Origin of the sequence: Croceicoccus sp. Ery15 (assembly GCF_020985305.1) — a bacterium.
GTDB lineage: Bacteria > Pseudomonadota > Alphaproteobacteria > Sphingomonadales > Sphingomonadaceae > Croceicoccus.
This window is the reverse complement of the sequence record NZ_CP087588.1, coordinates 1,794,165-1,814,590: the sequence shown is the minus strand read 5'-3', so window position 1 is coordinate 1,814,590 and position 20,426 is coordinate 1,794,165. Positions and strand designations below refer to the sequence as shown.

Genomic DNA, 20,426 nt, shown 5'->3' with positions numbered 1-20,426 from the left:
CCATGGCGCCATCTTCGCATGTGCGGCAGGAAAGGCAATGATATCCGGGTGATTACCGGCGCGGTAAACGTGCTTTTTATCGTGTCCGTCGCCGTGGAATGATGCGACGCCGCCAACCCCGTGGATGGATACGCCAACTTCACTTGGCGTTCATCTGCGGCAGGGCTATAGGCCACGGCATGACTGCCCAACTTCGCGCACCCGCCGTCCGCCGTTCCGCCCTTTATTCTGGCCGGATGGCTGTGCGCGCCGCGCTGCTGGCCGCGCCGGTGCTGATGGTCGCGGCATGCGGCGGCAGTGGGGGCGGGGCGAATACGCCCGATACCGCCTATGTCGCACGCGATGTCGAAACGCTGTATTTCGCGGCCAAGGAACGTCTGGACCGCGGACAGGTCAAGCAGGCCGCCGCCCTGTTCGACGAGGTGGAGCGCCAGCACCCCTATTCCGAATGGGCCCGCCGCGCCCAGTTGATGAGCGCGTTTTCCTATTACGTGGCGCGCGATTACACATCGTCGATCCGCGCGTCGCAGCGTTTCCTGTCGATCCATCCGGGCAACAAGGACGCGCCCTATGCGCAATATCTGATCGCGCTTTGCTATTACGAGCAGATCAGCGACGTGCAGCGCGATCAGGCGATCACCATGCAGGCGAAAACCGCGCTGACCGAAGTGATCCGCCGCTATCCCGGCAGCGGTTATGCCGCCGATTCCCAGCTGAAGCTCGATCTGGTGAACGACCATCTGGCGGGCAAGGAAATGGCGGTCGGCCGGTTCTATCAAAAGAACGGCAAATGGCTGGCATCGACCATGCGCTTTCAGGAAGTGGCCGACGAATACCAGACCACCAGCCACGCACCCGAAGCGCTCTATCGTCTGACCGAAAGCTATCTGGCCATCGGCCTTCCCGAAGAAGCGAAAAAGGCGGCCGCCGTGTTGGGCGCGAACTATCCCGGCAGCGAATGGTATGAAAAAGCCTATGAGCTGATGGAAGACAAGGCGGCGGATTTCATCAGCTGATCGGGCGCTTCGATCAGGCCAGAACGGCCCGCACCCCCATCCAGTTCGCCCCCATCCAAAGCCCCATGCCCATCATGGCAACGTTCTCGGTCAGCGAGACGAAGCCCAGCGGCACATTGGAATTGCCGCCGACGCAGGCGCATTTCAGTTCGCGCCTGTCGATATAGACTGCCTGTACTACGCTGGCCGCGCCGATCGTGCCGATGAAAAGCGCCAGCGGGGCCGACAGCCATGTCATGATACCGGCGATCATCAGAACGCCCGCCAGCCCCTCGGCCCACGGGTATATTTTGGCATAAGGCACGAAACGCCGCGCCAGCAGGTCGTAATTCAGGAACATGGTAGAGAAGCTCTCCACATCCTTCAGCTTTTGCAGCGCCAGCAGGCACATGGTGAAGGCGACGAACCAGCGCAGCGTATGCGCTGTCAGCAATGTGCCGAACGCGACAAGCGCAGCGGCGCAGGCCATCGCAAGCCCCATGCCAAAGATCATGAGCACCGGCCAATAGCTGGTGTCCTTGTCCGAAGTCACGCTCTTGCCGAAAAAGCGGCGCAGATCGTCATAGCCGCCGATCCTGTCATCCCCGATGAAGGTTTGCGGCGTGGTTTTCACATCGTGCCGCGCCTTGAACGCATCGGTCTGATCGCGCGTGGTCAGATGGTGATCCTCTACGCGGTAGCCCTTGCGTTCCAGCAGATCCTTGGACTTCAGCCCATAGGGGCAGATATGGCCGGGCATCACCATGCGATAGAGCCGGGCGGTCTTGCTGGAGGCCTGATCGGCGGTCTGACGGGTGACGGGCGCGTTCATGTCGGTCTTCCGGTTGCGGGGGCGTGCATGGATGTAACGCTGCGGCAGGGGGCTGCGGTTCCCGTGGACAGCGCGGCGCGGATCGGGAATGCTGGCAGATGCAGCAAGGGAGAGCGCCATGACCGACATCTATGATTTCACCGCGATCCGGCCCGACGGCAGCGAGGCGGCGCTGTCCGATTATCGCGGCAAGGTTATGCTGATCGTCAATACGGCCAGCCAGTGCGGCTTTACCCCGCAATATGAAGGGCTGGAGGCGATGTATCGCGATTTGCAGGATCGCGGGCTGGTCGTGCTGGGCTTTCCCTGCAACCAGTTCGGCAAGCAGGAACCCGGCAATGCCGAGGAAATCGCCAGCTTTTGCAAGCTGAACTATGACGTGACCTTCCCCCTGTTCGCCAAGATCGAGGTGAACGGCGATGGCGCATCGCCGCTGTATAAATGGCTGAAGGATCAGGCACCGGGCCTGATGGGGACCAGGGCGATCAAGTGGAATTTTACGAAATTCCTGATCGACCGCGACGGACGGGTGGTGGAGCGGTTCGCCCCGACGACCAAACCCGCGGAATTGCGCGGGGTGGTGGAGGGGTTGTTGTAGGGCGCGCGGATCATAGTGCCGGACGTGGTTCGTGATCTAAGCTGTCTGAACAATTGTCGAGCTCGACGCCCTCCGACCCGTCACGCCACAAAAAAGGGGCGGCCTCTTTCGAAGCCGCCCCTTTGATTTTTCAACCGCGAAACCGGTGCGGTTTCACACCGCTTCCCATACGGTCGCGATGCCCTGGCCGCCGCCGATGCACATGGTGGCAAGGCCGTATTTGCCGCCGGTGCGCTGCAGTTCGTAGGCCAGCTTGGTGACAAGGATCGCGCCCGTCGCGCCGATGGGGTGGCCCAGCGAGATGCCCGAACCGTTGGGGTTCACCTTCGCCGGGTCGAGGTCGAGCTGCTTCGACACGGCGCAGGCCTGCGCGGCGAAGGCTTCGTTCGACTCGATCACGTCCAGCACATCCTTGGAAATGCCTGCCTTTTTCAGCGCGATCTGCGATGCCGGAACGGGACCGATGCCCATATAGGCCGGATCGACGCCCGCATGGCCATAGGAAACAAGCCGCGCCAGCGGCTTCAACCCGTGTTCCTTGACCGCGGCCTCGCTGGCAAGGATGGTCGCCGCCGCGCCGTCGTTGATGCCCGAAGCATTGCCCGCCGTCACCGTGCCGCCGTCCTTTTTGAAGGCGGGGCGCAGACCGGCCAGCGTTTCCGCCGTGGTGCCCGCCTTCACATGCTCGTCGGTGTCGAACTCGACCGTCTTGCGCTTCACCTTGACCTCGACCGGAACGATCTGGTCCTTGAAATAGCCCGCCTCGATCGCGGCCATGGCGCGGCGCTGGCTTTCGGCGGCAAATTCGTCCTGCTGTTCGCGGGTGATCTCGTACTTCTCGGCCACGTTTTCGGCCGTGATGCCCATGTGATAGCGGTGGAACGGATCGTGCAGCGCGCCCAGCATGCCGTCCTGCAGCTGGCCGTCGCCCATCTTCAGCCCGAACCGGACGCCCGGCACGAAATAGGGTGCACGGCTCATGATTTCGGCGCCGCCGCCGATGGCGATCTGGTGGTCGCCCAGCATGATGTGCTGCGCCGCCGACACGATCGCCTGCATGCCCGAACCGCACAGGCGGTTAAGCGTCAGCGCGGGGGCGGCATGCGGCACGCCTGCCTCTACCGCCGCGATGCGCGCGACATAGGCATCGCGCGGCTCGCACGGAATGACCGAACCGATGACGGTATGTTCGACCAGTTCGGGCGACACACCGCCGCGTTCCAGCGCGGCCCTGATGGTCTGCGAACACAGTTCGCCCGGCTTTTCATTGCTGAGCGATCCGCCGAAAGTGCCGACAGCGGTGCGCGCGGCAGAGACGAGATAGACGTCGGTCATGGTGCATCCTCTTATGCGTTGGCCGCGAACGGGCCGGATGAAATGCGGCACGCGGCTCCCGAACATCGCATCGGAAGCGGTGCGTTTGCGATGTGGGGTTAGCAGATGCGGAAAGCGAGTCCAGTTCCAGCGTTAAATGTCATGGCGCGATCGGCAATCCGGCGGATTTGCGAAACACTTGCCTGCCGCCCCCGCGCGGTGGCAAGGCGGTGCGGTATACCGGCGGCGTTAAGGACCGTCACGACATTCGAGGATTCCTGACCAGCCATGACGCCCAATACCGGAACCGGATCGCGCGATCACGACGTCATCATTATCGGATCGGGCGCGGCGGGGCTGTCGGCAGCGCTGGTGCTGGCCGAACGGCTGCGCGTGCTGGTGCTGGCCAAGGGGACGCTGCAATCGGGATCGACCGCATGGGCGCAGGGCGGCATCGCGGCCGTGCTGGACGCGGGCGATACGTTCGACGACCACATCCGCGATACGATGATCGCGGGCGCAGGGCTGAACCGGCGCGAGACGGTGGAATTCGTGATCGAACGCGCACCCGAATCGATCGAAAGGCTGATCGAAATGGGCGTGCCGTTCAACCGGGAAGAGGGCGATTTGCACCTGACCCGCGAGGGCGGCCATTCGCATCGCCGGATCGTCCATGTGAACGACGCCACCGGCTGGGCGGTGCAGGCCGCGCTGCTGAAGGCGGCGGAAGAGAACCCCAATATCACCCTGCTGCCCGGGCGCGCGTGTATCGATCTGATCACTGGCCGGCACGAGGAGAAGTATTCGGGATCGGGCCGCGTCTGGGGCGTCTATGCGATGGATCAGGACACGGGCGAGGTGGAAACCCATGTCGCGCGCGCCACGATTCTTGCGGCGGGCGGCGCGGGCCGCGTCTATCAGTTCAGCACCGCACCGCGCGGCGCGACGGGCGACGGCATCGCCATGGCATGGCGCGCGGGTGCGCGCGTGTCGAACATGGAAATGATGCAGTTCCACCCGACCTGCCTCTATAATCTCGACGTCAAGAATTTCCTGATTACCGAGGCTGTGCGGGGCGAGGGCGGGCGGCTGATCAATCCGCGCACCGGCAAGCGGTTCATGAGCTTTTACGATCCCGAACGCATGGAACTGGCCCCGCGCGACGTGGTCGCCCGCGCCATCGACAGCGAGATCAAGCGCTTCGGCCTCGATTACGTGCATCTGGATATCAGCCACGAGGCACCTGAATTCGTGGCGACCCATTTCCCGACGATCCACGAAAAGCTGTTGGGCCTTGGCATCGACATGACACGGGAACCGATCCCCGTCGTGCCCGCGCAGCATTACACTTGCGGCGGCGTGCTGATCGGGCTGGATGCGCGCACCGATCTGCCGGGCCTGTGGGCGGCGGGCGAATGCACCGAAAGCGGCCTGCACGGCGCGAACCGGCTGGCATCCAATTCGCTGCTGGAATGTTTCGTGTTCGGCGATGCGGCGGCGCGCGACATATTGGCCTGCTGGGACGATCTGGACAGCCCGCCTGCGATCCGCGACTGGGACGCCAGCCGCGTTTCCGAAGCGGACGAGGAAGTCGTCATCAAGCAGAACTGGACCGAGATCCGCCGCTTCATGTGGAACTATGTCGGGATCGTGCGCACCACCAAAAGGCTGGAACGCGCATCGCACCGCATCGCCCTGCTGGAGCGCGAGATCGAGGATTATTACGGATCGTTCCGCGTTTCGACCGATCTGATCGAACTGCGCAATCTGCACCAATGCGCGGGGCTGATCGTGGATTCCGCGCTGAAACGCCACGAAAGCCGCGGGCTGCACTATACGCTGGATTACCCCGAAACCCTGCCCGAGGCGCGCGATACCTTGCTGGTGCCCTAAAGCACCAGCCGCCCGATCAGGATCAGCGCCATCGCACCCAGTATCGAGGCGAGGCAACCCGGCCGGCTGAAATCGCGGCGGCCGCGGCTGGTCAGCAGCCCTGCGACCAAGGCGCCGCCAATGCCCAGCAGGATCGTTTCGATCCATCCCATGTCGACATCGCCGGGATAGAACCAGCGCGCCAGCGCCCCCACGACAAGCCCGCTGACAAGCGCGCCGATGATATTGAGCATGGGTATTTCGCCTTTCGCCTGATTCGTGTTTCGGCCCGCCCGTTTCGCGGTGGCCTTTCATGGAATTTCCTCGGGTCAGACCCCATATCGCGTGCTGGCGAAACCCCGCAACGAAGTGGTGGAAAAGTTTTTTTCACGATGTCTGGGGTCTTGCATCGCTCTTGCGCCAAGGGGTCGCGCTGTCACTTGCCGGTCATGCGGCAAGGCGGTGGAAAACTTGCGCTTGCTTGGCCAAGCGGTTGAGGCACTATCCCTAGCGGTCGGCTGATGAAGCGAACCGCTAGACCTTGTGCAGTGTAAACTGCCGCCGGAAATCCCCGACAAGGGGCGAATGGCGGGTCAGGGCGGCGCGGCAACGGGTTTGCATCGGCCGCAGGGGCTATTTTCGACGATCCGGTCTGCATGACAACCGGGCCCGAAATGCGCCCCGCCACATGCGAGATTTTGAAGGACGGGGCGGCGACTATGGATTTCAGGAACGGTGACACAGGCCATGACGGTGAGGTTCAGGTGAGCAGCAGCGATGTAGAGACGGCACCCGTAGCCGGCGGGGCAACCGACGGCGCGCTTGAAAAGGCGGGCGAGGTGCTGGCCAAGGCGCTGACGGATGCTCCGGCGGAAAAGAAGGTGCTGACGTCGAAGGATGTGGCCGAGCGCCGCTTCAATATCGTCACCGACGCCAGCCGCGACGCCAAGCTGACCGAATTCGGCAAGGAAACGCTGGAAGACCGCTATCTGCTTCCCGGCGAAAGCTATCAGGACCTGTTCGCGCGCGTGGCCGATGCCTATGCCGACGATCAGGACCATGCGCAGCGCCTGTACGACTATATCTCGAAGCTGTGGTTCATGCCCGCGACGCCCGTGCTGTCGAATGGCGGCACCGGACGCGGCCTGCCGATCTCGTGCTATCTGAACAGCGTCGACGACAGCCTGGAAGGCATCGTCGGCACGTGGAACGAAAACGTGTGGCTCGCATCGCGGGGCGGCGGCATCGGCACCTACTGGGGCAATGTGCGCGGCATTGGCGAGCCGGTGGGCCTGAACGGCAAGACCAGCGGCATCATCCCCTTTGTGCGGGTGATGGACAGCCTGACGCTCGCGATTTCGCAGGGGTCGCTGCGCCGCGGTTCGGCCGCCTGCTATATCGACGTGCACCACCCCGAGATTGAGGAATTCCTCGAAATCCGGACCACCACGGGCGACTTCAACCGCAAGGCGCTGAACCTGCACCACGGCGTGTTGCTGACCGACGAATTCATGGAAGCGGTGCGAGACGGGGCCGATTTCGACCTCAAGAGCCCCAAGGACGGTTCGGTCCGTTCGACGGTGAATGCCCGTGCCCTGTTCCAGAAACTGGTCGAGGTTCGTCTGCGCACCGGTGAGCCCTATTTCGTGTTCTCGGACACGGTGAACCGCATGATGCCCAAGCATCACCGCGAGTTGGGGCTGAAGGTTTCGACGTCGAACCTGTGTTCGGAAATCACGCTGCCCACGGGCAAGGACCACCTCGGCAACGACCGCACGGCGGTGTGCTGCCTGTCCTCATTGAACCTTGAGACGTGGGACGAGTGGAACGGCGACAAGCTGTTCATCGAGGACGTGCTGCGCTTCCTCGACAATGTGCTGCAGGACTATATCGACCGCGCACCGGACGAAATGGCGCGCGCCAAATATTCCGCCGCGCGCGAGCGTTCGGTCGGCATGGGCGTGATGGGTTTCCATTCGTTTCTGCAGTCGAAGAACATCGGTTTCGAAAGCGCCATGGCCAAGGCCATGAACCTCAAGATGTTCAAGCATATCAATGCCAAGGCGAACGAGGCATCGATGATGCTGGCTAAGGAGCGCGGACCGTGCCCCGACGCCGAGGACATGGGCGCGATGGAGCGTTTCAGCTGCAAGATGGCGATCGCGCCGACCGCGTCGATCAGCATCATCTGCGGCGGCACCAGCGCCTGTATCGAGCCGATCCCCGCGAATATCTATACGCACAAGACGCTGTCGGGATCGTTCGTCGTCAAGAACCCGCATCTGCAGAAGATGCTGGCGGAAAAGTCGAAGGATTCGACCAATGTGTGGAACTCGATCCTCGAACGCGGCGGTTCGGTCCAGCACCTCGACTTCCTGACGCCCGAAGAAAAGGCCGTGTTCAAGACCAGCTTCGAAATCGACCAGCGCTGGCTGCTCGAATTCGCGGCCGACCGCACGCCCTTCATCGATCAGGCGCAGAGCCTCAACCTCTTCATCCCTGCCGATGTCGACAAGTGGGACCTGCTGATGCTGCACTTCCGCGCATGGGAAATGGGCATCAAGTCACTGTATTATCTGCGGTCGAAGTCGGTGCAGCGCGCCGGTTTCGCAGGCGGTGTAGAGGCAGACAACACGCTGGATGCCGCCAAATACGAGCTGAATTCGGGCGAAACCGATTACGAGGAATGCCTCGCCTGTCAGTAAATGGCGAGTAGACCTGTCGAACGGTTAAAGGCCGGCGGAGCGCATTCCGCCGGCCTTTTTCATGCGCTTTTCCGCCAGACGGGTAGAAATGTTACGGTTTTAAGACTAAGTGCGCACGCCTGATGAGGGCAATGCTATCTTTTCATTCGCTGCGCACCGGTGCCAGTTGTCGTTGTCCCGCTCGCCCAGCGATGTCGCTGGCGCTGGCGGCAATGTGTTTTGCGGGAACTCTGGCAGGCACAACCGCCGCGCGCGCGGGCGAGCTGGCCGATCTGGACGGCGAATTTCCCGACTGGTCGGCAGATTTTGCCGATACCGACCCCGATATCGCCTTGCGCCAAAACGGTGCGCGCTGGCTGGCGCCCGAAGTGGCGGAGCGGTGGGAATTGCTGGAAATCGCCGCGCATCAACCCGGCGGGCAGCGCCTGGCGCAGCCTGATGATTTTGGCACCGATGATTTAACCGGTGATGCGCCGGTCGCAGGCCCGCCGCCGACGGAGCCGGCCGACAACGTGCCGCAAGTCGCGGCCGCAACGCCCTTGGTGCAGCCGACCCGCTGGGCCGATCACGTGCCGCGCGAATATGCGACCCATCCGACATTCGGCTCGCAGGTCGGCGCGATCAAGACCGAAGCGCTGCTGATGTTCGGCTATTTCACGATCCGCGCGGGCACCAAGCTGTTCGGAGAGACCGAGGGGTTCCACTTCAAGGACGAGGGCTGGTTCGGCAAGGACACGCAATATGTCGGCGTCGACAAGTTCGCCCATGCGTGGAACACCTATCTTGCCGCCGAAATCCTGCACAACCGCCTGCATCGCAAGGCCAATGCGTCAGAGGGCGATGCCGTCACCGCGGCGACCCTGGCCTTCGGTTTCGTGGCCTATAACGAGCTGTCCGACGCGATCGAGCCGGATAGCGGCTGGTCGTGGAACGATATTCTGATGAACGGTCTGGGCGCGGGGTTTTCGGTCATCCGCAACACCGTGCCGGGGGTGAAGGAAAAAATCGCCTTCAAGATCGAGATCATGCCGAACGAGGAAGTCTGGACCTATAGCGGGCCCAAGAGGTTCGAGCAGCAGCGGTTCTTCTTCGCGCTGAAAGGTGCGGGGTTCAAGGAATTGCACGATACACCGCTGCGCTATCTGGATTTGCAGCTCGGCTATTTCGGTTCGGATTTCGAACCGGAGGACCGCGAGGCGGGGCTGATCCCCAAGCGGCACGCATTCGTGGGCGTCGGGCTGAACGTGGGCGAATTGCTGTTCGGCGGGTCGAACAGCAAGTTCGGCAAGGCGGCATGGTCGGCGCTGGATTACACGCAGATCCCGTATACCTCGCTGCGGGTGGACCAGCGCGGCGATCTGGTGTTCTGACCGCCGCGCCGTTCGCCGGTGGCGGGCGGCCTATTGCGGGCCGCTATGGCGCGTGTTGTAATCGATCCTGATCCGCACCCATTCGCCCACCAGATATTGGCCGCCCAGACGCGGCGGTCGCACCTGAAACTGCCATGCGGCGGCCAGTATGGCGCGGTTGATGTTCGATCCCAGCGGCCATTCCTCCAGCGCGACGCAATCCTCCACGCGGTAATCGGGCGCGGTCTTGCAGGCGATCATGCCCCATCCGGGGCCGCTGGCGGTGGAGAGATAGCCGCCAAGCTCGTCATCGCGCGGGCGGCGATACCATTGCGCGGCATAGAGCGGTTCGCCATCGGGCGCGGTGCCCACGCGCTGGCTGTCGGGAACGGACGAGCGCGAGGACGGGGCCATGGGGCCGTAAACGGTTGTCGTGGGCGCGGGTATCGGCGGGGCCGGCTTGGGAGGCGGCGGGGCCGGTTTCGCCCGCGGGGGCGGGGCGGTCTTGTTCGGGGTCTTCACAACCGGCGGGGGCAGGGGCGTTTCCTCGGGCACGATTTCGGGTTCGGGTTCGGGCTCGGGCTCCGGTTCGGGCTGGACTTCGGGTTCGGGCTGCACTTCGGGCACCGGCTCGGGCTCTGGCGGGGCAGGCTCAGGCTCGGGCTCCGGTTCGGCCGGAGGTGGTGGGGGGCTGGCAGAGAAATCGATGCTGGTCAGGTTTTCCTGCCCGTCCTTCACCCCGATGGCGTTCGATCCCATCGTCAGGACGGCAAGGATCAGCAGCACCTCGATCGCGATGGCGAGCGCCACGCTGACGCTTCGTTCGCCGAAGCGATCGGTGAATTTTTCCAGAAAACGGCCCCTCTGACGGGAAGGGCCACGGGGATGGCGCGTGGACATAGACCTCGTATTTCGCTGCGCGGCTAGTCGATGTCCCCCGATCCGCTACGGCTGAAACCGATAGAGGCGATGCGCGCGCGGAACAAGGGGGCCGCGCGCGTTATGCCGCGCTAGCGCTTCAGCCGGGCTGCCGCTTCGCGTTCGATGCTGGTCAGTTCCTCGATCGTCAGTTCCAGCGCCACGCGCTGTTCGCGCAATTCGGCCAGACGTTCGCGCACCTTTTCGATCAGCCGTTCCATCTGTTCCTGATGTTCGGGATCGGCGTCGTAAAGATCGAGGAATTCGCCGATCTCACGGATCGAAAAGCCCAGCCTCTTGCCGCGCAGGATCAGCTGCATGCGTCCGATCTCGCGCTTGGTATAGACGCGGGTGGTGCCCACGCGCTCGGGCTTGATCAGCCCTTCTTTCTCGTAAAAGCGCAGGGTCCGCAATGTCACACCCAGCTTGCGGGCAACATCCTGAATGCCCATCAGCGCGTTATCGCCGCCGCCATGTTTGCCGCCGCCGCTGTCAGGCAGGGCATCGCTGTCATCGTGCACTACGGGCTGTGTGCCCGTTCCGTTCATCGCCACTCTTGCGTCCGTCCCCAACTGCCTATCCGGCGCCGCGATCCCGTTTGCAGCGTCCTGATCGGATAGATTGACAAATGACAGCCCATCAGGCGAGCTTTTTCCGTTCTTCCTCGACCAGCTCTTTCTTGGACAGCTTGCCGATCAGCGTTTTGGGCAGGCTTTCGCGGAATTCGAATTCGCGCGGCATTTCGATCTTGCTCAGCCGTTCGGCCAGAAAGGCGCGCAACTCGTCTTCGCTCAGGCTTTCGCCTTCAGCCAGTGCGACGAACAGCTTGGGCGACTGGCCGCGATATTGGTCGGGAATGCCGATGGCGACCGCCTCTTTAATGGCGGGGTGGTGATAGGCCGCATCCTCGATGATGCGCGGATAGACGTTATAGCCGCCGCAAAAGATGACATCCTTGATCCGGTCGACAATGAACAGATAGCCGTCTTTATCCAGATAGCCGATGTCGCCGGTGCGGATCGCGCCGTCGGTAAAGACCGCTTCGGTCGCGTCGGGGCGCTGCCAATAGCCCTTCATCACTTGCGGGCCGCGTGCGCAGATCTCGCCCCGCTCGCCCTGCGGCATCAGATTGCCGGGGTTTTCGGGATCGCGAATCTCGATCACCGTGCCGGGAAAGGCAGGGCCGCAGCTGTTGTCCTTGACCAGCCCGCGCAGCGGATTGCAGGTGATGATGGGCGAGGTTTCGGAGAGGCCATACCCCTCCACCACGCTGGCGCCGGTGCGCTGTTCGAACGATTCGCGCACTTCCAGCGGCAGCGGCGCGCCGCCCGAGATGCAGGATTTCACCATCGACAGATCGGGTATCTTGCTGTCGGGCAAAGCGTTCATCGCGACATAGATCGTGGGCACGCCAAAGAACTGGGTCGGGGGCTTGCGCCTGATCGTCGCCAGCACCTGATCCATTTCGAACCGCGGCAGCAGCACCATTTCGGCGCCGGTATCGATGGAAAAATTGAGCACGGTGGTCAGCGCGAAAACATGGAACATGGGCAATACGCCCAGCGTGCGTTCCTGCTTTGCCTGCCAGCCCGCTTCGTCGGGCCACGCGGCGCTGACATGCGCCACCATCTGGCCGCTGTTCGCCGTCAGATTGCCATGGGTCAGCATCGCGCCCTTGGGCACGCCGGTGGTGCCGCCGGTATATTGCAGCACCGCCACATCGTCGGGCTTGCTGTTTACCGGATCCGGCGCGGCGCGATTGGCCAGCAATGCTTTCAGCCGGATGTGCAGGCTTTTGTCCCGGATGGTCGCATGGTCCCGCCGCTTGACCAGAGCGAAACCGATCCCCTGCAGGAACGGCAACATGTCGCGCATCGGGCACAGCACGATCCGTTCCAGACCGGCAGAGGCGGCGACATGTTCCACCTTGTCGTGGATCATCGCCAGATCGGGCACCGCCATGAAACGCGTGCCCGAATCCCTGATCTGATGCTCCAGCTCGCTTTCGGTATAAAGCGGGTTGAAATTGACGACGATCGCGCCTGCCCGCAGCGCGGCGAAATACAGCACCACGAAATAGGGGCAATTGGGCAGGCACAGGCCGAACCGGTCACCCGGTTTCAACCCCGCATCCTGCAGGCCGCGCGCCGCGCGCGCGACCAGATCGCCGATGTCCGAATAGGTCCAGCAGCGGCCCATGAAGTCGATGGCGATACGCTCGGGGAAACGTTCGACCGCCCTGTCGAGCAGGTCGGTGATGAGCCTGTTGCCATAGGCGGGCCCATCCATCGGCGTCATGTCCTCCGGATTAGTGAGTGTCAGACCGGAGGAGGCCGCTGCTGAATTCATGAATTATTGCTCCCCGATCAGAATGCGAACCGGCCGCCAAGCGAGAAGATCAGCGCATTGGCATTGCTGGCCGTGCCGTCGACGATGATCGGCGTCTGTACCGGCGTTCCGGCATAGGCGGCCGTCGTCCGGTCGATCGTCGCATCGTCGATGGCAAGATAGTTGAACGCCGCGTCAACGGTGAAGCCCGGGGTCACGTCATAGCTGGTGCCGACGGCAAAGTTCCAGCGGTTGCCATCGGGCACGCGCGCGTCGCGGTCGCCGCTTTGCGTGGGGGTCTGGTCATGCTGGACGCCGGCGCGCACGGTCCATGCGGGGGACACGGCATAATCGACGCCGCCCGCAAAGCTCCACGTATTGCGGTAATCTTCGGGGATGGCGGCATTGACGGGTTCGCCAAGGCGGATCGCGTCGAATTCGCCCCAGCCGATGCGAACGACCTGTGCGTTCAGGGTCAGCTGGTCCGAAACGGCATAGCGCGCGCCGACGCTGGCCTGCCACGGCGTGCGGAAGGTGGCGTCGGTTTCGATCACCCCGTTGCTCGCTTCCAGCGGGCCAAGCAGGCCGGACTGGGTCAGCGTGCCGGACAGCCTGTGCTTGACGCTGGACTTGTACGCCGCGCCCAGCATCAGCGGGCCGGAACGATATTGCACGCCCGCCGACCAGCCGAGATCCCAGCCGTCGCCCTTCAGCGCCTGTTCGCCATCGGGCAGCGCCGCCGACAGGTTGGGCAGCGCATTGGTCAGCTCCGCATCCGAATATTCGATGTTCAGCGCCGCACCGACGCTAAGCTCGGGGGTGACCATATAGGCGACCGAGGGCTGGATGTCGTAAGTGCGCAAATGGCTCTTCAACGCGGTATAGCGCACCCAGCTGGTCGCATCGTAATCGGTCGTGAAGCTGTAGGGCGAGGAAACGGCAAGGCCGACCGAGAGGCGGTCGTTGATCGGCATGGCGACCGCGCCCGCGGGCAGCACGCCGGTTTCGATCGGATCGCTCGACAGCTGGTCGCCGCCGACGGGGGCGGGCTGCTGCTGGGGGCGGACGATCAGCGTATTGTTATTCTCGATATCCGCGCTGGGCAGGATGACGCTGACGGCGAAATGGCCCTCGATCTGGTCGATCCCGCCGATGGCGGCAGGGTTCCACCACAGCGAAGCGGCGCCCGTGTCGGCGGTTTCGCCCGAAAAGGCACGGCCCGCGCCGCGCACCGATTGTTCCTGCAGATAGAAACCGCCTGCGCTGGCGACCTGCGGCACGGCAAGGCCCGCCGCGAGGGTCGAGGCAGTGATCAGATATTTCAGGCGAGTGTTCACTCGGATGTCTCCTGGATGGTAACTTTGATTGTTCGGTTGCCGGACGCGGATCAGTTCAAGCGAGTCCACGTCTGGGTTTTGCAAAGCGGCCAGACGATGCAGCCCTTCAGCTTCAGATGATCGGCGTCCTGCATGGTGATGGTGGCCTTATAGGTGCCGCCATCCTCGGCATTATAGATCGTGCCGCCCGACCATTCGTCCTTCTTGCGGGTGAACCCTTTCAGCAGGACAAGGTTCTTCAGCGGACGGCTGCGCAGGCTTTCGTCCTTGTTGTTGACGTCTTTCAGCGCGGGATCGGCCTTCAGCCCGTCGGAACTGACCAGCTTTCCGCAGATCGAGCTGCCGCATTTCGCGATTTCGACGATGCCGCCACGGCTTTCGGTCTTCCAGCGGCCCACGACATCGTCGGGTGCGGCGGTTGCCATCGTGGCTGCCCCTGCTGCGAGCAGGGAGAAAATGATCGACATGCAAATCCTCTCGACAAGCGCGCCGGTTGGTCCGGCGTCACATGGGGGTCCGATATTCGGGCCATCGTGATGGCGAATCGGTTGAGCTCATACATCAGGGTGACGTATAGGTTAGTCAAGGTGTCAAAACGTTAGAATAGTCACATATGCGACCAATCGTTGCAGAATTGGGCAGTTGAAGCGGTGACAAGTCCGGAACGGTTGGCAGGGCAGGGTGGTTCCGGTCATAGTGGCTACGCCTTGGGTGAGCCGGTCTTGAAAACAAAAATCCACTGGCCACTTGACGTATAGGTCAATTTAGCCACCATTAGGTTATTCACCGACTCAACCATCGAGTCACGAAACATCCGGAGAGGTTTCGATCCATGCGTAACGTCGTCATCGCGGGCTATGCCCGTTCCCCCTTCCATCTGGCAGGCAAGGGCGCACTTGCGCGTGTCCGGCCCGACGATCTGGCTGCCCAGACCATCCGCGGCCTGATCGAAAAGACCGGCGTCAAACCCGAAGATGTCGAGGATATCGTGATGGGCTGCGCCTTTCCGGAAGGCGAGCAGGGGTTCAATATCGCGCGCCTGGTCGGCCTGTTGGCCGATCTGCCGATCTCGGTCGGCGGGATGACGGTCAACCGTTTCTGCGGTTCGTCGATGAGCAGCATTCACATCGCGGCGGGCCAGATCCAGCTGGGCGCGGGCGAGGCGTTCATCTGCGCGGGCATCGAAAGCATGAGCCGTGTGCCGATGACGGGGTTCAATCCCATGCCCAATCCGGCGCTGGCCAAGAAAAGCGCGGCCTATATGTCGATGGGCGAGACGGCCGAAAATGTCGCGCAGAAATACCAGCTGACCCGCGAGGAGCAGGACGCCTTTGCCGTGGCCAGCCAGGACAAGGCCGCGGCGGCAGTCGCTGCCGGCCATTTCGATGATGAGATCGTGCCCATCGAAACGAAGAACGGCACCGTCGACACCGACGGCACCCCGCGCCCCGGCACGACGGCGGACGCGCTGGGCGGTCTGAAGCCTGCCTTCGATGCAGAGGGTTCGGTTACGGCGGGCACATCCTCTCCGCTGACCGACGGGGCAAGCGCGGTGCTTGTCACCAGCGAGGAATATGCGAAGGAACATGGCCTGCCCATCCTTGCGCGGATCAAGTCGGTCGCCGTGTCGGGTTGCAACCCCGAAACCATGGGCCTTGGCCCCATCGAATCGAGCCGCAAGGCGCTGGAGCGGGCGGGCATCACCGCCGACCAGCTTGACGTGATCGAACTGAACGAGGCCTTCGCCAGCCAGTCGCTGGCCTGCATCCGCGACCTTGGCCTCGACCAGTCGAAGATCAATCTGGACGGCGGCGCCATCGCCATCGGCCACCCGCTGGGCGCGACCGGCGCGCGCATCGTGGGCAAGGCGGCATCGCTGCTGAAGCGCGAGGGCGGCAAATACGCGTTGGCCACCCAGTGCATCGGCGGCGGTCAGGGCATCGCCACGGTTCTGGAGGCCGTATAATGGCTGGGCAGATCGAAGCTGGGCAGATCGAAAAAGTCTGCGTGATCGGTGCGGGCACCATGGGTGCCGGCATCGCCGCGCAAGTCGCCAATGCGGGCGTGCCGGTGCTGCTGCTCGATATCGTGCCCAAGGACGGCGATGATCGCGATGCCGTGGCCAAGGGCGCGGTTGCGAAAATGCTGAAAACCGATCCGGCGCCTTTCATGTCGAAGGCAGCGGCAAAGCTGGTCGAAACCGGCAATATCGACGACCACCTCGACCGCGTGGCCGAATGCGACTGGATCGTCGAGGCCATTGTCGAGCGGCTGGACATCAAGCAGGGCCTCTATGCCCGGCTGGAACAGCTGAAAAAGCCCGGCGCGGCAGTGTCGTCCAACACATCGACCATTCCGCTGGAACAGCTGGTCGACGGGCGGACCGAACAGTTTCGCAGTGACTTCCTGATCACCCATTTCTTCAACCCGCCGCGCTATATGCGCCTGATCGAGATCGTGCGCGGCCCGCACACCGATCCCGCCGTGGCCGACAGGGTAGAGGATTTCGTCGACCGCAAGCTGGGCAAGCGCGTGGTGCCGACCAAGGACACCCCCGGCTTCATCGCCAATCGCATCGGCACATACTGGCTGTCGGTCGCGGTCAATGCCGCGATGGATCAGGGGCTGACGGTGGAAGAGGCTGACCAGATCGGCGGGCGCCCCATGGGCATTCCCAAGACCGGTATTTTCGGGCTGATCGACCTTGTCGGTATCGACCTGATGCCGCTGCTGTCGCAAAGCCTGACGGCGAACCTGCCCGAAGGCGATCCCTATTTCGATACGGTGCGCGACCAGCCGCTGATCGAACGCATGATCGCCGAAGGGCGCACGGGCCGCAAATCGGGTTCGGGCTTTTACCGCTTCGACAAGAAAACCCGCACCAAATACGCCGTCGATCTGGACAGCGGCGAATATCGCGAACCCGCGAAGCCCGCGCGCCTGCCCGGCAAGGCGGAACGCGATCTGGCCGCGCTGGTCGCCGCCCCCGGCAAGGTGGGCGATTATGCCTGGGAAGTGCTGGGCAAGGTGCTGGCCTATTCCGCGTCGCTGGTGGGCGAGATCGCCGATGATGTCGTCGCCATCGATGATGCGATGAAGCTGGGCTATAACTGGAAATACGGCCCGTTCGAACTGATCGACCGGCTGGGTCCGGGCCTGCTGGCCAAACGTCTGGCCGACGAAGGCCGCGAGGTTCCCGCTATCCTTACGACCGCGGGCGAGCGTCCGTTCTATCGCATAGAGGACGGGACGCGCCAGTATCTGGGCCTTGACGGGGACTATCACGATGTCGTGCGCGCCGATGGCGTGCTGCTGCTGGAAGACATCAAGCTGAACGCCAAACCGCTGATGAAAAACGCCTCTGCCGCGCTGTGGGACGCGGGCGACGGCGTGGCGGTGTTCGAATTCACCGGCAAGATGAACGCGCTCGACGGCGAGGTCATGAAGCTGATCGGCAAGGCGATCCCGCTGGTGGCCAGTGATTACAAGGCGCTGGTCGTCTATAACGAAGGCGATAATTTCTCTGCCGGCGCCAATCTGGGCCTTGCCATGTTCGCGGTGAATATCGCGGCGTGGAGCGAGATCGAGAAACTGGTCGCGGGCGGGCAGGATGCCTATAAGGCATTGAAATACGCCCCGTTCCCCGTCGTCAGCGCGCCGGCCGGTCTGGCGCTGGGCGGCGGGTGCGAAATCCTGCTCCATTCCGATGCGGTGCAGGCCCATGCCGAAAGCTATATCGGGCTGGTCGAATGCGGTGTCGGCATCGTCCCGGGATGGGGCGGCTGCGGCGAGATGATCGACCGCTGGCGCAAGAACCCGCGCCAGCCCAAGGGCCCGATGCCCGCCGTGTCCAAGGTGTTCGAAATCGTATCGACCGCCACGGTCGCCAAATCGGCGGCAGAGGCCAAGGGCTATGGCTTCCTGCGCGACAGCGACGGGGTGACGATGAACCGCGACCGCCTGCTGGCCGACGCCAAGGCAAAGGCGCTGGAACTGGCCGATGGCTATACCCCGCCCGAACCGCCCGAATTCCAGCTGCCCGGCCCCAGCGGCAAGGCGGCGTTGATGCTGGCGGTCGAGGGGTTCCGCAAGCGCGGCATGGCCACGCCCTATGATGCCGTGGTGGCCGAGGCGCTGGCAGAGGTGCTGACGGGCGGCGACGCGGATCTGACCGATATCGTCACCGAAGCCGATATTCTGGCGCTGGAGCGCGAGAAATTCATGGCGCTGGTCCGCGATCCCCGCACGCAGGCCCGGGTCGAGCATATGCTCGAAACCGGCAAGCCGCTTCGCAACTGATCGCGCGTCACGAGAGGATAAGAAGATGCAAGTCTATAATGCTCCGCTGCGCGACATGCGCTTTGTGCTGAACGAGCTGCATAATGACGACGGTTTCGGCGATCTGCCTGCCCATGCGGAATTCGACAGCGATCTGACCGACGCCATTCTGGAAGAGGCAGCAAAGCTTTGTCAGGAAGTGCTGCTGCCGCTGAACCGTTCGGGTGACGAGGAAGGCTGCACCCACGAAAACGGCCCGGATGGGATCAACAGGGTTCGCACCCCTGCCGGTTTCAAGGAAGCCTATGACCAGTTCGTCGAAGGCGGCTGGGCAGCGCTTGCCAGCGATCCCGAATGGGGCGGGCAGGGCCTGCCCGAGGCGGTGAACAAGCTGGTCGAGGAAATGATCTGTTCGGCGAACCTGTCGTTCAGCCTCTATCCCGGCCTGACCCATGGCGCGACAACTGCGATCGAGGGGCATGGCAGCAAGGACATGCAGCAGGAATGGCTGCCCCGCATGGTCAGCGGCGAATGGTCGGGTACCATGTGCCTGACCGAACCGCATTGCGGCACCGATCTGGGCATGCTGCGCACCAAGGCCGAACCGCAGGGTGACGGCAGCTACAAGATCACCGGCTCCAAGATCTTCATCTCGGCAGGCGAGCATGATCTGACCGACAATATCGTCCATCTGGTGCTGGCGCGGCTGCCCGATGCGCCCAAGGGCGTAAAGGGGATCAGCCTGTTCCTCGTCCCCAAGTTCATGCCCAAGGAAGATGGCTCGGTCGGTCCTGCCAATGGCGTGCAATGCGCGGCCATCGAACACAAGATGGGCCTGAAGGCATCGGCCACCTGCCAGATGAATTTCGACGAATCCACCGGCTGGCTGGTGGGCGAGCCGAACGAGGGCCTGGCCGCCATGTTCACCATGATGAACACCGAACGCGTGTCGGTCGGCATACAGGGGCTGGGCGTGGGCGAGGCGGCCTATCAGTCGGCGGTGTGGTATGCGAAGGACCGCGTGCAGGGGCGCAGCCTGTCGGGCACCAAATATCCCGACAAGCCCGCCGATCCGATCATCGTCCATCCCGATGTGCGCCGCATGCTGATGACGATGCGCGCCTATAACGAAGGGTGCCGCGCGCTGTCGGCATGGGTGTCGCGCGCGCTGGACGCGCAGAAACATTCGCCCGATCCCGAACTGCGCCAGCGGGCGGAGGAATTCACCGCGCTGATGACCCCGGTGGTCAAGGCGCTGTTCACCGATCTGGCCAGTGAAAGCGCCAATCTGGCGGTGCAGGTCTATGGCGGCCACGGCTACGTCCGCGAAAGCGGGGTGGAGCAATATGTCCGCGACGCGCGCATTACCCAGATTTACGAAGGCACCAACGGCATTCAGGCGCTGGACCTTGTCGGGCGCAAGATGGGCGCGCATTTCGGCCGCAATCTGCGCAGCTTCTTCCATCCCGTGTCCAATTTCATCGAGGAATCGAAGGGCGAAGGCCCGATGAAGCCGATGATCGACGCGCTGGAAAAAGCATTCGGCGCGCTGCAATTGTCGACCGCGACCATCGCGCAAAAGGGTCTGGCCGATCCGGAAGAAGCCGGTGCGGCGGCGACCGAATATTTGCGGCTGATGGGTCTGGTGGCGATGGGCTATTGCTTTGCCAAGGCGACTAAGATCGCGGGTCTGCAAGTGTTCTTTGGCAGCGAGGATAAGGCGTTCTACGAAACGAAGATCAAGACCGCGACCTTCTTCTTCGAACGCATCCTGCCGCAGGCGACCGCGCAGTTCCTGTCGATCCGCGCGGGCAAGGCATCGATGATGGCGTTCACCGAAGATGAGTTCTGATCGGGCGGAACAGGCGGTAAAGGCAAAACCGATGACCGGACTGGGCCG

General features: G+C 63.1%; 16 protein-coding genes. 8 read left to right on the top strand and 8 right to left on the bottom strand.

Going from position 1 to position 20,426, the window contains the following annotated elements; all coding sequences use genetic code 11:
* Nucleotides 1-179 precede the first annotated feature (179 nt).
* The gene (locus LOZ77_RS08885; RefSeq protein WP_370638064.1) at nucleotides 180-1,016 is read left to right on the top strand and encodes an outer membrane protein assembly factor BamD; all 837 of its coding nucleotides are present in this window, start codon (nucleotides 180-182) and stop codon (nucleotides 1,014-1,016) included.
* A gap of 13 nt (nucleotides 1,017-1,029) precedes the next feature.
* Here LOZ77_RS08885 and LOZ77_RS08880 read toward each other — a convergent pair whose 3' ends face one another.
* Nucleotides 1,030-1,827 (bottom strand): glutaredoxin family protein, encoded by a 798-nt coding sequence (locus tag LOZ77_RS08880; RefSeq protein WP_230281819.1) that lies wholly within the window; start codon nucleotides 1,825-1,827, stop codon nucleotides 1,030-1,032.
* Between the two features lie 118 nt (nucleotides 1,828-1,945).
* On the opposite strand from LOZ77_RS08880, the gene LOZ77_RS08875 reads away from it, so the two are divergent.
* Nucleotides 1,946-2,425 (top strand): glutathione peroxidase, encoded by a 480-nt coding sequence (locus tag LOZ77_RS08875; RefSeq protein ID WP_230281751.1) that lies wholly within the window; start codon nucleotides 1,946-1,948, stop codon nucleotides 2,423-2,425.
* A gap of 153 nt (nucleotides 2,426-2,578) precedes the next feature.
* Here LOZ77_RS08875 and LOZ77_RS08870 read toward each other — a convergent pair whose 3' ends face one another.
* Entirely contained in the window at nucleotides 2,579-3,760 is a 1,182-nt protein-coding gene (locus LOZ77_RS08870; protein ID WP_230281750.1) for an acetyl-CoA C-acyltransferase family protein, read from the bottom strand.
* Nucleotides 3,761-4,027: 267 nt separating this feature from the next.
* On the opposite strand from LOZ77_RS08870, the gene nadB reads away from it, so the two are divergent.
* On the top strand, nucleotides 4,028-5,632 hold the full coding sequence (nadB, locus tag LOZ77_RS08865; RefSeq protein ID WP_230281749.1) for an L-aspartate oxidase: 1,605 nt from the start codon (nucleotides 4,028-4,030) through the stop codon (nucleotides 5,630-5,632).
* Here nadB and LOZ77_RS08860 read toward each other — a convergent pair.
* The gene (locus LOZ77_RS08860) at nucleotides 5,629-5,865 is read right to left on the bottom strand and encodes a GlsB/YeaQ/YmgE family stress response membrane protein (protein WP_230281748.1); all 237 of its coding nucleotides are present in this window, start codon (nucleotides 5,863-5,865) and stop codon (nucleotides 5,629-5,631) included. The two genes, nadB and LOZ77_RS08860, sit on opposite strands and share 4 nt — an antisense overlap.
* 465 nt (nucleotides 5,866-6,330) lie before the next feature.
* Here LOZ77_RS08860 and LOZ77_RS08855 point away from each other — a divergent pair, with 465 nt between their 5' ends.
* Nucleotides 6,331-8,316: a ribonucleoside-diphosphate reductase subunit alpha gene (locus LOZ77_RS08855; protein ID WP_370638075.1), complete on the top strand. Its 1,986-nt coding sequence runs from the start codon at nucleotides 6,331-6,333 to the stop codon at nucleotides 8,314-8,316.
* A gap of 191 nt (nucleotides 8,317-8,507) precedes the next feature.
* Entirely contained in the window at nucleotides 8,508-9,686 is a 1,179-nt protein-coding gene (locus LOZ77_RS08850; RefSeq protein ID WP_230281746.1) for a DUF2279 domain-containing protein, read from the top strand.
* Nucleotides 9,687-9,716: 30 nt separating this feature from the next.
* Here LOZ77_RS08850 and LOZ77_RS17880 read toward each other — a convergent pair whose 3' ends face one another.
* The 5 genes from LOZ77_RS17880 to LOZ77_RS08820 form a co-directional block, all read right to left on the bottom strand.
* On the bottom strand, nucleotides 9,717-10,475 hold the full coding sequence (locus LOZ77_RS17880; protein WP_304506020.1) for a hypothetical protein: 759 nt from the start codon (nucleotides 10,473-10,475) through the stop codon (nucleotides 9,717-9,719).
* A gap of 200 nt (nucleotides 10,476-10,675) precedes the next feature.
* Nucleotides 10,676-11,035 (bottom strand): MerR family DNA-binding transcriptional regulator, encoded by a 360-nt coding sequence (locus LOZ77_RS08835; RefSeq protein WP_230281818.1) that lies wholly within the window; start codon nucleotides 11,033-11,035, stop codon nucleotides 10,676-10,678.
* 187 nt (nucleotides 11,036-11,222) lie between these two features.
* The gene (locus LOZ77_RS08830; RefSeq protein ID WP_230281817.1) at nucleotides 11,223-12,881 is read right to left on the bottom strand and encodes a long-chain fatty acid--CoA ligase; all 1,659 of its coding nucleotides are present in this window, start codon (nucleotides 12,879-12,881) and stop codon (nucleotides 11,223-11,225) included.
* Between the two features lie 68 nt (nucleotides 12,882-12,949).
* Entirely contained in the window at nucleotides 12,950-14,248 is a 1,299-nt protein-coding gene (locus tag LOZ77_RS08825) for an OmpP1/FadL family transporter (RefSeq protein WP_230281744.1), read from the bottom strand.
* A 50-nt stretch (nucleotides 14,249-14,298) separates the two neighbouring features.
* On the bottom strand, nucleotides 14,299-14,673 hold the full coding sequence (locus tag LOZ77_RS08820; protein ID WP_230281743.1) for a DUF2147 domain-containing protein: 375 nt from the start codon (nucleotides 14,671-14,673) through the stop codon (nucleotides 14,299-14,301).
* A gap of 407 nt (nucleotides 14,674-15,080) precedes the next feature.
* Here LOZ77_RS08820 and LOZ77_RS08815 point away from each other — a divergent pair, with 407 nt between their 5' ends.
* From LOZ77_RS08815 to LOZ77_RS08805, 3 genes are read left to right on the top strand one after another with little or no spacing between them, the layout of a single operon-like run.
* Entirely contained in the window at nucleotides 15,081-16,214 is a 1,134-nt protein-coding gene (locus tag LOZ77_RS08815; protein ID WP_230281742.1) for a thiolase family protein, read from the top strand.
* The gene (locus LOZ77_RS08810) at nucleotides 16,214-18,547 is read left to right on the top strand and encodes a 3-hydroxyacyl-CoA dehydrogenase/enoyl-CoA hydratase family protein (RefSeq protein ID WP_230281741.1); all 2,334 of its coding nucleotides are present in this window, start codon (nucleotides 16,214-16,216) and stop codon (nucleotides 18,545-18,547) included. Before LOZ77_RS08815 ends, LOZ77_RS08810 begins: the two co-directional genes overlap by 1 nt.
* Nucleotides 18,548-18,572: 25 nt before the next feature.
* A complete protein-coding gene (locus LOZ77_RS08805; protein ID WP_230281740.1) occupies nucleotides 18,573-20,378 on the top strand; it encodes an acyl-CoA dehydrogenase C-terminal domain-containing protein in 1,806 nt (601 codons plus the stop codon).
* The last annotated feature ends 48 nt before the right edge of the window (nucleotides 20,379-20,426 follow it).

Bases quoted from the DNA above. Each gene is read 5' to 3' on its own strand.
- LOZ77_RS08835 (WP_230281818.1), bottom strand. From the start codon at position 11,035: ATGGGCATTCAGGATGTTGCCCGCAAGCTGGGTGTGACATTGCGGACC.
- LOZ77_RS08880 (WP_230281819.1), bottom strand. From the start codon at position 1,827: ATGAACGCGCCCGTCACCCGTCAGACCGCCGATCAGGCCTCCAGCAAG.
- nadB (WP_230281749.1), top strand. From the start codon at position 4,028: ATGACGCCCAATACCGGAACCGGATCGCGCGATCACGACGTCATCATT.
- LOZ77_RS08860 (WP_230281748.1), bottom strand. From the start codon at position 5,865: ATGCTCAATATCATCGGCGCGCTTGTCAGCGGGCTTGTCGTGGGGGCG.
- LOZ77_RS08855 (WP_370638075.1), top strand. From the start codon at position 6,331: ATGGATTTCAGGAACGGTGACACAGGCCATGACGGTGAGGTTCAGGTG.
- LOZ77_RS08810 (WP_230281741.1), top strand. From the start codon at position 16,214: ATGGCTGGGCAGATCGAAGCTGGGCAGATCGAAAAAGTCTGCGTGATC.
- LOZ77_RS08850 (WP_230281746.1), top strand. From the start codon at position 8,508: ATGTCGCTGGCGCTGGCGGCAATGTGTTTTGCGGGAACTCTGGCAGGC.
- LOZ77_RS08830 (WP_230281817.1), bottom strand. From the start codon at position 12,881: ATGACGCCGATGGATGGGCCCGCCTATGGCAACAGGCTCATCACCGAC.
- LOZ77_RS08875 (WP_230281751.1), top strand. From the start codon at position 1,946: ATGACCGACATCTATGATTTCACCGCGATCCGGCCCGACGGCAGCGAG.
- LOZ77_RS08820 (WP_230281743.1), bottom strand. From the start codon at position 14,673: ATGGCAACCGCCGCACCCGACGATGTCGTGGGCCGCTGGAAGACCGAA.
- LOZ77_RS08815 (WP_230281742.1), top strand. From the start codon at position 15,081: ATGCGTAACGTCGTCATCGCGGGCTATGCCCGTTCCCCCTTCCATCTG.
- LOZ77_RS08805 (WP_230281740.1), top strand. From the start codon at position 18,573: ATGCAAGTCTATAATGCTCCGCTGCGCGACATGCGCTTTGTGCTGAAC.
- LOZ77_RS08885 (WP_370638064.1), top strand. From the start codon at position 180: ATGACTGCCCAACTTCGCGCACCCGCCGTCCGCCGTTCCGCCCTTTAT.
- LOZ77_RS08870 (WP_230281750.1), bottom strand. From the start codon at position 3,760: ATGACCGACGTCTATCTCGTCTCTGCCGCGCGCACCGCTGTCGGCACT.